Source organism: Mesorhizobium abyssinicae, assembly GCF_049887195.1.
In the GTDB taxonomy this organism is placed as follows: domain Bacteria; phylum Pseudomonadota; class Alphaproteobacteria; order Rhizobiales; family Rhizobiaceae; genus Mesorhizobium; species Mesorhizobium abyssinicae.
Genome location: NZ_JARAKC010000005.1, coordinates 38,250 through 53,101, shown reverse-complemented (window position 1 = coordinate 53,101; position 14,852 = coordinate 38,250). Strand labels below are relative to the sequence as shown.

General features: G+C 63.8%; 13 protein-coding genes. 12 read left to right on the top strand and 1 reads right to left on the bottom strand.

What is annotated here, in order from left to right:
- Window positions 1–29 precede the first annotated feature (29 nt).
- Window positions 30–1,451 carry an SPOR domain-containing protein gene (locus PU724_RS13120; RefSeq protein WP_354421641.1) on the bottom strand — a complete coding sequence of 474 codons (1,422 nt, stop codon included), beginning with the start codon at window positions 1,449–1,451 and terminating at the stop codon, window positions 30–32.
- Window positions 1,452–1,739: 288 nt separating this feature from the next.
- Between PU724_RS13120 and PU724_RS13115 the strand changes: the two genes are divergently transcribed.
- The 12 genes from PU724_RS13115 to PU724_RS13060 all read left to right on the top strand — a co-directional run bounded on the left by PU724_RS13115 (window position 1,740) and on the right by PU724_RS13060 (window position 14,838).
- Window positions 1,740–2,069 carry a phasin family protein gene (locus tag PU724_RS13115; protein WP_292169111.1) on the top strand — a complete coding sequence of 110 codons (330 nt, stop codon included), beginning with the start codon at window positions 1,740–1,742 and terminating at the stop codon, window positions 2,067–2,069.
- Between the two features lie 277 nt (window positions 2,070–2,346).
- Window positions 2,347–2,673 (top strand): ATP-dependent Clp protease adapter ClpS, encoded by a 327-nt coding sequence (gene clpS / locus PU724_RS13110; protein ID WP_187331408.1) that lies wholly within the window; start codon window positions 2,347–2,349, stop codon window positions 2,671–2,673.
- Between the two features lie 6 nt (window positions 2,674–2,679).
- Window positions 2,680–5,145, top strand: coding sequence for an ATP-dependent Clp protease ATP-binding subunit ClpA (gene clpA / locus PU724_RS13105; RefSeq protein WP_354421643.1), 2,466 nt, complete (start codon window positions 2,680–2,682; stop codon window positions 5,143–5,145).
- Window positions 5,146–5,502: 357 nt separating this feature from the next.
- On the top strand, window positions 5,503–6,333 hold the full coding sequence (locus PU724_RS13100; protein WP_128275797.1) for an aspartyl/asparaginyl beta-hydroxylase domain-containing protein: 831 nt from the start codon (window positions 5,503–5,505) through the stop codon (window positions 6,331–6,333).
- A gap of 162 nt (window positions 6,334–6,495) precedes the next feature.
- Entirely contained in the window at window positions 6,496–7,464 is a 969-nt protein-coding gene (locus tag PU724_RS13095) for a helix-turn-helix domain-containing protein (protein ID WP_354421646.1), read from the top strand.
- Between the two features lie 143 nt (window positions 7,465–7,607).
- Entirely contained in the window at window positions 7,608–9,125 is a 1,518-nt protein-coding gene (gene adh / locus PU724_RS13090; protein ID WP_354421648.1) for an aldehyde dehydrogenase, read from the top strand.
- A 63-nt stretch (window positions 9,126–9,188) separates the two neighbouring features.
- The gene (locus tag PU724_RS13085) at window positions 9,189–9,557 is read left to right on the top strand and encodes a DUF779 domain-containing protein (RefSeq protein WP_292169122.1); all 369 of its coding nucleotides are present in this window, start codon (window positions 9,189–9,191) and stop codon (window positions 9,555–9,557) included.
- Window positions 9,558–9,588: 31 nt separating this feature from the next.
- The gene (gene crcB / locus PU724_RS13080; protein WP_292169106.1) at window positions 9,589–9,963 is read left to right on the top strand and encodes a fluoride efflux transporter CrcB; all 375 of its coding nucleotides are present in this window, start codon (window positions 9,589–9,591) and stop codon (window positions 9,961–9,963) included.
- 99 nt (window positions 9,964–10,062) lie between these two features.
- Window positions 10,063–11,049, top strand: a complete 987-nt coding sequence (locus tag PU724_RS13075) for an RluA family pseudouridine synthase (protein ID WP_292169105.1) — start codon at window positions 10,063–10,065, stop codon at window positions 11,047–11,049.
- A gap of 41 nt (window positions 11,050–11,090) precedes the next feature.
- Window positions 11,091–11,963, top strand: a complete 873-nt coding sequence (locus PU724_RS13070) for a DMT family transporter (protein WP_292103462.1) — start codon at window positions 11,091–11,093, stop codon at window positions 11,961–11,963.
- A gap of 10 nt (window positions 11,964–11,973) precedes the next feature.
- Complete coding sequence (locus PU724_RS13065; protein WP_320320898.1) at window positions 11,974–12,765, top strand: ATP12 family chaperone protein; 792 nt, start codon at window positions 11,974–11,976, stop codon at window positions 12,763–12,765.
- Window positions 12,766–12,951: 186 nt separating this feature from the next.
- Window positions 12,952–14,838, top strand: coding sequence for an MFS transporter (locus PU724_RS13060; protein ID WP_292169103.1), 1,887 nt, complete (start codon window positions 12,952–12,954; stop codon window positions 14,836–14,838).
- The last annotated feature ends 14 nt before the right edge of the window (window positions 14,839–14,852 follow it).

Sequence of the window (14,852 nt, the reverse complement as noted above, 5' to 3'; positions counted from 1 at the left end):
GAAATTTCCCGGGAGATTCCAATGCCGCCCTACTGCTGGACGGCGTAACAGCTGATCTTCTTCTTCTTCAAAGCGGTGCAGGCATTCCACGCGGCATCCTTCGACGAGAAGCCGCCGAAGCGGGCGCGGTAGTAGGTGACGCCGTCCTTGTCGAAGGCGACGGTGAACGCGGAGGCATCGGCCAGCACCTTCGGCGCCTGCTTGCTCGTCTTGTCGAGGAAGGCCTGGGCTTCCGATTGCTTCGGCGAGGACGCCACCTGCACCGCCCAGCCCGACGGCACCGAGGCCGTCTTGACCGGATCGACCGCCGGCGCCGGCTCAGGTTCGGCATAGGCGGCGACGGCCTGCGGCGCCGGGGCCGCAGCCACAGCGGCGACAGCCACGGTCTTGACCTTCTTGATCTGGACGACCGGCGTCGTATCCTCGACGACCGGGGCGGTTTCTTCGACAACGGGCGCGCTGTCGTCGGCGGAGGCGACCGTCGCCTCGTCTTCAACCGCCGGCTTTTCGTCCGGGGTCGGTGCATCGTGCTTCGGCAGGAACACCTTGGCGAGGGCGCTGATCGGATTGCCGCCACCGGCCTTGGCGACCAGGGCGCCGCCACCGCGCGTCGAGGCCCGCGGCATGTAGGCGTTGATCAGCCCGGCCATCTGGTTGTCGCGCGAGCGGCCCGAGGCGCCGCCCATCACCACGGCGACCAGCTTGCGATCGCCGTCGTTGACCGACGAGACCAGATTGTAGCCGGAAGCGCGGGTGTAGCCGGTCTTGATTCCGTCCACGCCCTTGATGCGGCCGAGCAAGCGGTTGTGGCCGTTGATGCGCTGGCGGCCGTACAGGAAGGAGCGCTGCGAAAAGTAGCCGTAATATTGCGGGAAGTGCTCCCTCAACGCGATGCCGAGCATGGCCATATCGTGGGCCGTGGTGAACTGGCCAGGATCGGGCAGGCCGTTGGCGTTGCGGAAGACCGTGCCGTTCATGCCGAGCTGACGCGCCTTGGCGGTCATCATGCGGGCGAAATTGGCTTCGTTGCCACCGATCAGCTCCCCCAGCGCCGTCGCGGAATCATTGGCCGACTTGGTCACCATCGACAGGATGGCGGTGTCGACGGACACCGATCCGCCGGGCTTGACGCCGAGCTTGGTCGGCGGCTCGGCCGCGGCGTGGGCGGAGAACGGCACCGGCGTGTTCTTCGAGATCCGGCCCTTCGCCAGCGCCTCGAACGTCAGATAGAGCGTCATCATCTTGGTCAGCGAAGCGGGATAGCGCCGACCATTGGCGTCGGAGGAATACAGCACCTTGCCGGTCTTGGCGTCGATGACGATGGCGGCCGACTTCGCCGCCATCGACGATGCGGCATCGGCGACGACGACGCCCATCGCCAAGGCGACGATCGTGGCCGCCTTGAGGAATGAGGAGGATTTGGAGACGAAGCCCGACAACGCCTGACGCACTGATACTTCCCTGAATTTTCGTTGCCCCGGAGGCGGCGGCGTGAGCCTGCCTCGCTTCCGGTCAAGCTATCGCGGCCAGCGTTACCAATCCGTTTATGGTAACCGCCGCGTTCACCATTTTCTGGCGATTTGAACCGCTTTTTATTCGAATTTTGGACTCTTCCCGTCCGCCTATGCCCAGCAAACAGGCAAAAACTTGACTTTTGTGCATCGCACAATATATTTACGGTGCATTGCACAAGGGCGCCCGGGGCAAAAGGGCGTTTCAACCACGAAGGGAAGCGTGAAATGGCCCAGACCTACGAGGACTTCAGCAAATACGGCAAGGAATTTGCCGACACCGGATTGAAGAGCTTTGCTTCGCTCACCAAGGGCGCGCAGGCGATCGCCACCGAAGCGGGCGAGTACACCAAGAAGAGCTTCGAGGCCGGCAGCGCCGCCTTCGAGAAGCTGTTCTCGGCCAAGTCGCTGGACAAGGCGATCGAGATCCAGTCCGACTACGCCAAGCAGAGCTACGAGAGCTTCGTAGCCGAGGCCGCAAAGATCGGCGACCTCTATGCCGAGCTCGCCAAGGAAGCCTACAAGCCGTTCGAATCGATCGTCGCCAAGGCGAAGTAATTTCGCCGCAAGGCACTGAAATTAGGCCAGCCGGCCTGCACGACAGACCCGGTCGCGGATGCGCGGCCGGGTTTTTTCATGTTCACTTCAATCCGGCGGCTTTGCTGCCTTCACGATTGCGAAAATCGCTGAAGTTTGCCCACCTAGCCATATTGTCAGCTAAACAGAAGGGCTTAAAATCGTCCATCGAACACCTACATGTCGAACTCGCATGGGGATTCGAAAAAGGCAGGACTACGTGACGATCGGTTTGACTGCCACGGCAGGCGTGGTGCGGATGCAGAGTGAAGGCGACGGCAACGAGGCCGGTCGCGGTACGGCCGTCATCACGCGCACCAAAACCAAGACCAAGAAGCCCAGTCTCTACCGGGTCCTCATCCTCAACGACGACTACACGCCCATGGAGTTCGTGGTTCACGTGCTGGAGCGTTTTTTCCAGAAGGACCGCGAAGCCGCCACACGCATCATGCTTCATGTTCACAATCATGGAGTGGGCGAGTGCGGGGTCTATACATTCGAGGTGGCCGAGACCAAAGTGTCCCAGGTCATGGATTTCGCCCGACAGAATCAGCATCCGCTGCAATGCGTGATGGAGAAGAAGTGAGGTAACATGCCGGCTTTCTCCCAAGGCCTGGAAAAGGCGCTACATCAGGCGCTGACGCTCGCCAATGAGCGGCACCATGAATACGCAACACTCGAACACCTGCTGCTCGCGTTGATCGACGACACCGAGGCGGCCGCCGTCATGCGCGCCTGCAACGTCGACCTCGACGAATTGAAGCACACGGTTCTCACCTATATCGACACCGAGCTCGACAATCTCGTCACCGGCTATGACGAGGATTCCAAGCCGACCGCCGGTTTCCAGCGCGTCATCCAGCGCGCCGTCATCCACGTGCAGTCGTCCGGCCGCGAGGAGGTCTCGGGCGCCAACGTGCTTGTCGCCATCTTCGCCGAGCGCGAGAGCCACGCCGCCTATTTCCTGCAGGAACAGCAGATGACCCGCTACGACGCGGTCAACTACATCTCGCATGGCATCGCCAAGCGCCCCGGCGCGTCGGAGAGCCGCACCCCGCGCGGCGCCGATGACGAGCAGGGCGGCCAGAACAGCGCCGAGCCGCAGGAGGAGAACGGCAAGAAGAAGCAGCAGCAGGACGCGCTGACGGCCTATTGCATCAACCTCAACAACAAGGCCAAGGCCGGCAAGATCGATCCGCTGATCGGCCGCGAGTCGGAGATCAACCGCACCATCCAGGTGCTGTGCCGCCGCTCCAAGAACAACCCGCTCTATGTCGGCGATCCCGGCGTCGGCAAGACGGCGATCGCCGAGGGCCTGGCCAAGCGCATCGTCGAAGGCGACGTGCCGGAGGTGCTGCACAACGCCACCATCTTCGCGCTCGACATGGGCACGCTGCTTGCCGGCACGCGCTATCGCGGCGACTTCGAGGAGCGGCTGAAGCAGGTCGTCAAGGAACTCGAGGACTATCCGGGCGCGGTGCTGTTCATCGACGAGATCCATACCGTGATCGGGGCAGGGGCCACATCAGGCGGCGCCATGGACGCGTCGAACCTGCTGAAGCCGGCGCTGTCGTCGGGCGCCATCCGCTGCATCGGCTCGACCACCTACAAGGAGTTCCGCCAGTTCTTCGAGAAGGACCGCGCTTTGGTGCGGCGCTTCCAGAAGATCGACGTCAACGAGCCGACCATCGAGGACGCCATTGAGATCATGAAGGGCCTCAAGCCCTATTTCGAGGAGTTCCACAAGGTCCGCTACACGAGCGAGGCGATCAAGGCCTCGGTCGAGCTTTCGGCGCGCTACATCAACGACCGCAAGCTGCCAGACAAGGCGATCGACGTGATCGACGAGACCGGCGCCTCGCAGATGCTGGTGCCTGAGGCCAAGCGCAAGAAGACGATCGGCATCAAGGAAATCGAAGCCACGATCGCCACCATGGCGCGCATCCCGCCGAAGACGGTTTCGGCCGACGACGAGAAGGTGCTGCAGGGTCTCGACGTCGAGCTGAAGCGTGTCGTCTACGGCCAGGACACCGCGATCACCGCGCTGACCTCGGCGATCAAGCTGGCGCGCGCCGGCCTGCGTGAACCCGAAAAGCCGATCGGCTCCTATCTGTTCTCGGGCCCGACCGGCGTCGGCAAGACGGAAGTGGCCAAGCAGCTCGCCGCCTCGCTGGGAGTCGAACTGATCCGCTTCGACATGTCGGAATACATGGAACGCCACACCGTCTCGCGGCTGATCGGCGCGCCTCCCGGCTATGTCGGCTTCGACCAGGGCGGCCTGCTCACCGACGGCGTCGACCAGCATCCGCACTGCGTGCTGCTGCTCGACGAGGTCGAGAAGGCGCATCCGGACCTGTTCAACATCCTGTTGCAGGTGATGGACCACGGTAAGCTGACCGACCACAACGGCAAGCAGATCGACTTCCGCAATGTCATCCTGATCATGACAACCAATGCGGGTGCGTCGGATGCGCAGCGCGCAGCGATCGGCTTCGGCTCGACCAAGCGCGAAGGCGACGATGTCGAGGCGATCAACCGGCTGTTCACGCCGGAGTTCCGCAACCGCCTCGATGCGATCATCCCGTTCGGCTCGCTGCCGGTGCCGGTCATCCATCAGGTGGTGCAGAAGTTCGTCATGCAGTTGGAGGCCCAGCTCTCCGAGCGCGGCGTCACCTTCGACCTGTCGCCGGACGCGATCGCCTGGCTGGCCGACAAGGGCTATGACGAGCGCATGGGTGCCCGTCCGCTCGGCCGCGTCATCCAAGAGCACATCAAGAAGCCGCTGGCCGACGAGGTGCTGTTCGGCAAGCTCAAGAAGGGCGGCACGGTGCGCGTCACCGTCGAGAAGAAGGAAACCGGCGAGACCGGCCTGAAGCTCGAATCGCTGGCCGACGAAGCGCCGGTGAAGCCGAAGAAGGAAGAGCCGGAAGAAGCGCCGAAGCCCCGCAAGGCGGCAAAGAAACCCGCGGCCAAGAAGGCGGTGGCGCAGAAGCCGGAGCCGAAGGGCAAGGACGGCGGCAAGCGCAGCCTTGTGCCGCAGTTGCCGCGCAAGGGCTGACGGCCCTCACGATCGAAAAAAGCCCCGGAAACGGGGCTTTTTTCATGGTCCTGACAGCGAGCGCGAGGCTGGCCAAGCGAGGCGAAGCGCCGACGCTCCGAGTTCCTGGTCGGCGATGCCGTGCCGCAGGAGAAATGGGACGACCTCAGCCTGCCGACAGCGCATTGACCTTAAGTGGAGCAGCCGACTCCAAATATTCTTGTTGGCAACAGCCATCGACCATTCGGGCCGTATGCGACGGCATTGTGCCGAGCAACAAAAGACCTTATCAAGGCGCACGACCTGGGTGGTGGTCGCGGCCAAGAGCCTTTGGCGATAATCATTCGGAACAGGAATCGCGCCCGGCGCGAGCAACCAATGACAAAAACCCTTCGCAAATCCCTCCGCCAGCTGATCATAGCGGTTCCGCTTCTCGCGCTCGGCTTCTACTTCATTCCGATCCTGACGACGATCTGGATCGTCTGCGGCCTGATCGACGTGCTGCGCAACAAGAACAAGACCCTGTCGCTGTTCCGCGGTTATTTTCTCGGCAACGGCCTCTTCACCTGGCTGCTGTCACCGTTCAACCTGCTGGTCGACCTGCTTTGCTACCGGAACCCTGGCGTCTGGAAGCTGGAGCAGTTTCCCGCCGACTATCAGCGAGAGGTCAACGAGGTTCTCGACGTCTTCAAGGCGCGCAAGGACGAGATCATCGCCGATATCGACGCCAATTTCGGCACCGGCCGGCGCGGCATGTATGTCTATCAGTGGTACGGCAAGCACAAGATCGACAACGTGGCGGAATTCAACAAGGATTTCAAATACATCAAGACCATCGCCGTATCCGTCTTCAGGGGCAAGGAATCGACCTCCTGGCATTTCGGTCCGCTTCGGCTCAGCCTGCGCATTCTCTACAATTTGCTGCCGGTGAAGGCCGAGATTTTCGTCGAGTGCAACGACGCCAGGAACTACTGGCACGACAATCCGCTCTACATTTTCGACGACACGCTGCTGCACCGCTCGGTCAACGAGTATGACGGGCGACGCTACTGCGTCTTCATGGACATCATCCGCCCGTCCCCGTTCCCGGGCCTGATCGCCGGTCTTCTCGCGATCGTCTCGGTCAGCGTCGAGCGCGTCAACGCCATGTTCTACAAGAACTGGAAGATGATCGGCTCCAGCAAGCCGAAGAAGGCCGGGGCGAACTGATCCTGGCCGTGGGTCGGCGGGCTGCCCGGCAGGCCTGCAGCCGTCTTGAACCATCGTCTTATAGCGCCGACTGGCTCTGATCCTTTAAAACTGCATATGTCGGATATATTCCTCGGAATATAACGACGGGCGGAGGAGATCCGCCGCCGGGAGGATAGGATTTTGAGCGGGCGGCAGACAGCCGATCATGCGGATCATGTCCAGGCCTCGATCGCCAGGAGCGACGCGGCCCATTCGGCGCTGGTCGCCTCATGGCGGCGTTCTCTCCAGCTGCACCGTCTCGATCCGGCCGAGCGCAAGGCGCCAAAGCGGTTGACCGAAGCCGAGCTGATGCTGGCCAGGCAGCGCATGGAGCCACTGGCCCGCGCCGCCGAGGCAAGTCTCAACCGGCTCTATCTCGCAGTCGGCGGCGTCGGCTGCTGTGTGATGCTGGCCGACCGGAATGGCATCCCCATCGAGCGCAGGGGCGCGGTCGCCGACGACGAGACGTTCGACGAATGGGGCCTGTGGACCGGCACGGTGTGGAGCGAGGACAGCGAAGGCACCAACGGGATCGGCACCTGTATCGCCGACCAGCGGGCGCTGACCATCCATCGCGACCAGCACTTCTTCTCACGCAACACGCTGCTCAGCTGCACCACGGCGCCGGTCTACGACCACGAAGGCAATCTGGCGGCGGCGCTCGACGTGTCGTCCTGCCGGTCGGATCTGACGGAAGGTTTTGTCCAGCTCATCGCGGTTGCGGTCGGTGACGCCGCCCGCCGGATCGAGGCGGAGAATTTCCGCATGGTGTACTCCAACGCCCGCATCCTGCTCGCTCCGGTCGCCGAGCGCGGCGCCGGCGCGTTCATTGCCGTCGATGCCGACGATCTGGTTGTCGGTGCGACGCGCTCCGCGCGTCTTGCGCTCGGCATAACCCGAGAAGCCCTTGCCAAGGGGCTGCTTGCCGCCGATCTCCTCGGCGATGCAGCCAAGACCTCCGAGGATTTGGATGATGCCGAGCGCGGTGTGGTGCAGCGCGCAATTGCACGCACCGGCGGCAACGTCTCCGCCGCGGCCCAGAACCTCGGCATTTCCCGCGCCACGCTGCACCGCAAGCTCGCCCGTTTCGGCATCCACCGCACCCATTGATTTTCCCGGACCCGACCTGTCGCAGTTCTGCGACACTCGGCAGCTGCGATCGTCCGACCCCGGGCTGACAAGCTAAAAGCCATCCGCGACTGTCTCCCGCGACGCGACACATTCCGTGGCGCTGTTTTGCTGGGAGGCAGACAATGAACAAGGTGGAATTTTCCCGCACGGCCAAGGTTCCCTTCGCCAAGCGCTACGACAACTTCATCGGCGGCAAATGGGTGGCGCCGCTTTCCGGAAAATACTTCGAGAACATCTCGCCGGTGACCGGCGGGCCGCTGGGCGAGATCGCCCGGTCGGACGCCAGCGACATCGAGGCGGCGCTCGACGCCGCGCACAAGGCCAAGGACGCCTGGGGCAGGACAAGTCCAGCCGCCCGCGCGCTCATCCTCAACCGCATCGCCGACCGCATGGAAGACAATCTCGACCTGCTGGCGCTGGCCGAGACCTGGGACAACGGCAAGCCGATCCGTGAGACGACCGCGGCCGACCTGCCCCTGGCCATCGACCATTTCCGCTATTTCGCCGGCGTCCTGCGCAGCCAGGAGGGTTCGATCTCCGAGATCGACCACGACACCGTCGCCTATCATTTCCACGAACCGCTCGGCGTCGTCGGCCAGATCATCCCTTGGAATTTCCCGCTGCTTATGGCGGTGTGGAAGCTGGCGCCGGCGCTCGCCGCCGGCAATTGCGTGGTGCTGAAGCCGGCCGAGCAGACACCGGCGACCATCATGCTGTGGGCCGACCTCGTCGGCGACCTTCTGCCGGAGGGCGTGCTCAACATCGTCAACGGTTTCGGGCTCGAGGCCGGCAAGCCGCTGGCGTCGTCCAACCGCATCGCCAAGATCGCCTTCACCGGCGAAACGACGACGGGCCGGCTGATCTCGCAATATGCCAGCCAGAATCTGATTCCGGTGACGCTGGAGCTCGGCGGCAAGTCGCCCAACATCTTCTTCCAGGATGTGACGGCGGAGGACGACGACTTCTTCGACAAGGCGATCGAGGGCTTTGTGATGTTCGCGCTCAACCAGGGCGAGGTCTGCACCTGCCCGAGCCGGGCGCTGGTGCATGAGAAGATCTACGACAAGTTCATCGAGCGGGCGCTGAAGCGTGTCGAGGCGATCGTCCAGGGTGATCCGCTCGACCCCGCCACGATGATCGGCGCGCAGGCGTCGAGCGAGCAGCTGCAAAAGATCCTGAGCTACTTCGACATCGGCCGCCAGGAAGGGGCCGAGGTGCTAGCCGGCGGCGAACAGAACCACCTGCCGGGCGACCTTGCCGGCGGCTACTACGTCAAGCCTACCGTGTTCCGCGGCCACAACAAGATGCGCATCTTCCAGGAGGAGATTTTCGGACCGGTGGTGTCGGTCACGACCTTCAAGGACGATGACGAGGCGCTGTCGATCGCCAACGATACGCTCTACGGCCTCGGCGCCGGCATCTGGAGCCGCGATGCGAACCGTTGCTACCGCTTCGGCCGCGCCATCCAGGCCGGTCGCGTGTGGACCAATTGCTACCACGCCTATCCGGCGCATGCGGCGTTCGGCGGCTACAAGCAGTCCGGCATCGGCCGCGAGACGCACAAGATGATGCTCGACCACTACCAGCAGACCAAGAACATGCTGGTCAGCTACAGCCCGAAGAAGCTCGGCTTCTTCTGATCGAATCCCGAGGTGCGGGGAGGGCGCGGTTCGCCGCGTCCCCCCTTCAAACAGGGGGAGGATATCTTGGACAAGAAATCGCTGGGCAAAGTGTCCGCCACGCCGGAGGCCGAGGCGTTCCTCGCCGAGATCATCGCCGATCACGGCCCGGTTCTGTTCCATCAATCCGGCGGCTGCTGCGACGGCTCCTCGCCGATGTGCTACCCGCGCGGCGATTTCATCGTCGGCGACGGCGACGTCATGCTGGGCGAGATCGGCGACACGCCGGTCTATATAAGCGCCTCACAGTACGAGGCCTGGAAACACACGAATTTGATCATCGACGTGGTGCCGGGCAGGGGCGGCATGTTCTCGCTCGACAATGGCCGCGAGAGGCGGTTTCTGACGCGCTCGACGATCTGCGCGGTTCCCTCCGCCATCGAGAGGGATTGACCGGGCAATCCGGCAACGGCAGAAAGCCGCCATGGCCAATCTACTTCTCGTTGTCATCGGCGGCGGCATCGGCGCCGGCATCCGCCACCTGACCAATATGGGCGCCCTGCGCCTGGTCGGCCCCAACTATCCCTGGGGCACGATGGCGATCAACATCCTCGGCTCGTTCGTCATGGGCCTGTTCATCGCCGTGCTCGCGCGGCGCGGCGGCTCGAACGAGGTGCGGCTGTTCGTGGCCACCGGCATCCTCGGCGGCTTCACCACCTTCTCGGCCTTTTCGCTCGATTTCGCCACGCTTTGGGAGCGCGGCGCAACGCTGCCGGCGTTCGGATATGCGCTCGCCAGCGTCATTGGCGCGATCCTCGCCCTGTTTCTGGGTCTTTGGCTCGCAAGAAGCCTGCCTTAGGTTTGTTCATGCATGTCGTTGTCCCAAAACCGCCAAACACTTTTGGGCGACATGCATTAGTGCTATTGCCCCCGCTTCCGAAGAGGCAAAGCGAGACAAATGGCAGGCGTTGAACAGATCACGGTGGAAGCCGGCGAGGCGGGCATGCGGCTCGACCGCTGGTTCAAGACCCATTTTCCGGGTCTCGGCTTCGGCCATTTGCAGAAGCTCTTGCGCTCCGGCCAGATCCGCGTCGACGGCAGCAGGGTGAAGGCCGACACCCGCGTCGAGCCCGGCCAGACGGTTCGCGTTCCGCCGCTCGAGGTCGACAAGAAGGGCGATGCGCCGCTCACCGGCCATTCGATCCGCAACCAGGGCGACGCCGATGTGCTCGCCAAGATGCTTCTGCACGAGGATGCGAAGGTCTTCGTCTTCAACAAGCCGGCGGGGCTCGCCGTGCAGGGCGGCTCCGGCGTCACCCGCAATGTCGACGACATGCTGGAGGCTTGGCGCAACCAGAAGGGCGAGAAGCCGCGCCTGGTGCACCGGCTCGACCGCGACACCTCCGGCGTACTGGTCGTCGCCCGCACCCGCCTTGCGGCGATGAAGCTGTCGGAAGCCTTCCGGGCGCGCGAGACCAAGAAGACCTACTGGGCGCTGGTCAAGGGCGTGCCGCCGAAGCGCGAGGACAAGATCTCGACCTGGCTGATCAAGGAGCCGACGCCGGATGGCGACCGCGTGCGCATCGCCAAGCACGGCGAGAAGGGCGCCGACCATGCGGTGTCCTACTACCGCGTCGTCGAGCAGGCGGCGCAATCGCTGTCCTGGCTGGAGATGGAGCCCTATACCGGCCGCACCCATCAGCTGCGCGTCCACGCCGCTCATATCGGCTGCCCTATCATCGGCGATCCCAAATATTTCGAGGCCGATACCAATTGGGATTTTCCAGGCGGTATGCAGAACCGACTGCATCTGCATGCGCGCCGCATCCTCATCCCGCACCCGGACAAGGGCGTCATCGACGTCACCGCGCCGATGCCGCCGCATATGCGCCAGAGCTGGAATCTGATCGGCTTCGATGAGCAGAGCGCGGAGGAGGAGGGGTGAGCGGCGTCACCGGCACGCTCGACCGCCGCGATGCGGTCGACATGGCGGCCGCCGCGATCATGGTCGGGCTGACCTTCTCCTGGGGGCTGAACTATGTCGCCGCCAAGGTCTCCTACGCCGGCTATGATCCCGTCTTCGTTTCGATCGCGCGCTCGATCCTCGGCGGGCTCTGCGTGCTCGGCTGGTGTCGGCTCCGCGGCATCAAGCTGTTCGAAGCGGACGGGACGCTTGTCGCCGGCATCATTGTCGGGGTGCTCTTCGGGGTCGAGTTCCTGTGCCTCTATATCGGGCTGGAATACACAACCGTTGCCCGCAACACGCTGCTGGTCAACACCATGCCGTTCTGGGTCTTGATCGGCGGTCATTTCCTGCTCGGCGAGCGCATCAACGCGCGCAAGCTGGGCGGACTGGTTCTGGCCTTCTGCGGCCTTGCGGCGGTCTTTTCCGACGGCATCGTTGCCGGCAACAATGTCACACTCACCGGTGATCTGCTCAGCCTCGGGTCGGGGATCCTGTGGGCGATGACCAGCATCGTCATCAAGCGGTCGAAACTGGTCGAGACCAGCGCCGAGAAACTGCTGCTCTACCAGCTGGCTGGCGCAGCTGTTGTCGGTTTGCTGGTAATGCCTTTCGCCGGCCCGCCGATCCGCGCGGTCACCGCCTTGCCGACCCTGGCGCTGTTGTTCCAGTCTTTCTATATCGTCGCATTCACCTATGTGTTGTGGTTCTGGCTGCTCACGCGCTATCCGGCGGCCGGCCTGTCGAGCTTCGCCTTCCTGTCCCCCGTCTTCGGCGTTCTGTGCGGCGCGGTGCTGCTGGGCGAACCACCGACGGTCAGGATCTTCCTGGCGCTCGGCCTGATCGCCGCCGGCCTGATCATCGTCAACCGGCCGCGCAGGCAGGTTCCAGCGTAAGGAGTTCGACATGCGCGACATCCTCAATGACCTCGAAGCGGGAAAGCAGCTCTCCGATCCCGATCCCGTGCGCCGCGCCCAGATCCAGATGAAGACGCCGCTGCCGAAGCGCTTCTACAAGGCCGTCTCGCTCGCGCCGGTTGAGGAAGGCTTCGCCGTCCATCTCGACGGCAGGCCGGTACGCACGCCGGGCAAGGCACTGCTGGCCCTGCCAACCGAAAAGGCGGCGGCCCTGGTTGCCGGCGAGTTCGACGCGCAAGGCGAGGTCATTGACCCCGTCACCATGCCAGTCATGCGCCTCGTCAATACCGCCGTCGACGGCGTCGCCAGCGATCCTCAGGCGGTGCTGGAGGATATCCTGCGCTTCGCCTCGTCCGACTTGCTCTGCTACCGCGCCGATGGCCCGCAAGGGCTGGTAGACCGGCAGAACCAGCTTTGGGACCCGGTCATCGACTGGGCGCGCGGCGCGCTTGGCGCCCGCTTCCTTCTCGCCGAGGGCATCGTTCATGTCGAGCAGCCGCGCGAGACCATCGCCGTGCTCGGCGCCCATCTTGCGCAGCGCAACGAGCCGCTGCGGCTCGCCGCCATCCATGTCATGACCTCGCTGACCGGATCAGCGCTGCTGGCCATGGCTGTCGATTTCGGCGAACTCGATGGCGAAACGGCCTGGGCCGCAGCCCATGTCGACGAGGACTGGCAGATCGAGCATTGGGGCCAGGACGCCGAGGCCGTGGCGCGCCGCTCGGCCCGCAAGCGCGACATGTTGGCGGCCATCGGCCTGCTCGAGGCGCTGAAAGCCTGAGCGCAGCGCTCCGCTTTCGCACTGCACCTAATACGAAAGTCATAATCCCATCGTCGCGGTGCCTTTCGCCGGCGCTTTCTGCCACTTTTTACCTGTGGCTGCGTCTTTGAGTCTGCTCTCGGAGGAGAGGTGGACGATGGCGCGCAGCCATCGCGGACAGACGGGATCTCACGGGAGGACTTTTCAATGGCAATGGCATCGACCGCCGGCGGAACAAGCCGCGGCATGACGCGGGAGGAGAAGAAGGTCATCTTCGCTTCCTCGCTCGGCACCGTTTTCGAATGGTACGACTTCTATCTCTACGGCTCGCTGGCGGCTTTCATCGGCGCCACCTTCTTCTCCTCGGCGCCGGAAGCGACGCGCAACATCTTCGCGCTGCTCGCCTTCGCCGCCGGGTTCCTGGTCCGCCCCTTCGGCGCTCTGCTGTTCGGCCGCATCGGCGATCTTGTCGGCCGCAAATACACCTTCCTCGTCACCATGACGATCATGGGCCTGTCGACCTTCCTGGTCGGTCTCTTGCCAGGCTATGCCAGCTGGGGCATCGCCGCGCCGGTGATCCTTATCGGGCTGCGCATGCTGCAGGGCCTGGCGCTCGGCGGCGAGTATGGCGGCGCCGCCACCTATGTCGCCGAACATGCCCCCGACGATCGCCGCGGCTTCTACACCTCCTGGATCCAGACGACGGCGACGCTCGGTCTGTTCCTGTCGCTGATCGTCATCCTCATCGTGCAGGGGTCGATGAGCAAGGAAACCTATGCCGATTGGGGCTGGCGCATTCCCTTCATCGTCTCCTTCCTGCTGCTCGCCATCTCGATCTGGATCCGGCTCTCGCTCTCGGAGTCGCCGACGTTCCAGCGCATGAAGGAGGAAGGCAAGGGTTCGAAGGCACCGCTCTCGGAAGCCTTCGGCCAGTGGAAGAATGCCAAGATCGCGCTGCTGGCGCTGCTCGGCCTCACCGCCGGCCAGGCCGTGATCTGGTACAACGGCCAGTTCTACGCGCTGTTCTTCCTGCAGAACGTGCTGAAGGTCGACCCGCAGTCGGTCAACATCATGATCGCGGTGGCGCTGGCGATCGGCTCGATCTTCTTCGTCGTGTTCGGCTGGCTATCCGACAAGATCGGCCGCAAGCCGATCATCATGGCCGGCCTCGCCTTGGGCATCGTCTGCACCTTCCCGCTGTTCAAGGCACTGACCTGGGCTGCCAATCCGGCGCTCGCCACCGCGCAGCAGAACACCCGTGCGACGGTGACCGCGGCGCCCGGCGACTGCAAGTTCCAGTTCAACCCGGTCGGCACGGCGAAGTTCACGACGTCCTGCGATATCGCCACGTCGTTCCTGACCAAGAACTCGGTGCCTTACGACGTGGTCACGACGGCGGCACCCGGAACGGCCGCATCGGTCAAGATCGGCAATGAGACGGTGGAGTCCTACGACGCCGTCGCCGCCGGCGATCAGGCCAAGGCCAAGGACGCTGCCTTCGTCAAGGCGGTCAACATGTCGTTGCGGGACGGCGGTTATCCGCTGAAGCGCGCGGCGGCCAAGGTGCCGGACCAGAAGCTCGACGCCTTTGTCGCGGCCAATCCCGAGCTCAAGCTCGACGCGGCGGCGATCCGCGGCGGCGAGAAGACGACGGTTGCTGTCGACCAGGCCGTCAAGGACAAGCTGCTGACCAAGGATGAGGCGGCGGGTGCGCCCGAGATCACCGTCTACAGCATTCCGGGCGGCGGCGCGTTTGCCATGTTCGCCGATCCGGCGGCGGTGAACTGGCCGATGACCATCGGCATCCTGTTCATCCTCGTGCTGTTCGTCACCATGGTCTACGGGCCGATCGCGGCGATCCTGGTCGAGATGTTCCCGACCCGCATCCGCTACACCGGCATGTCGCTGCCCTACCACATCGGCAATGGCTGGTTCGGCGGTCTCTTGCCGGCGACGGTATTCGCGCTCAGCGCCTACAAGGGCGATATCTATTACGGCCTCTGGTACCCGGTGGTGATCGCCGCCATGTCGCTGATCATCGGCATGATCTTCGTCAGGGATACGCTGGGAACCGACCTCAACACCAAGCAGTAGGCGCTGCCCAGGCG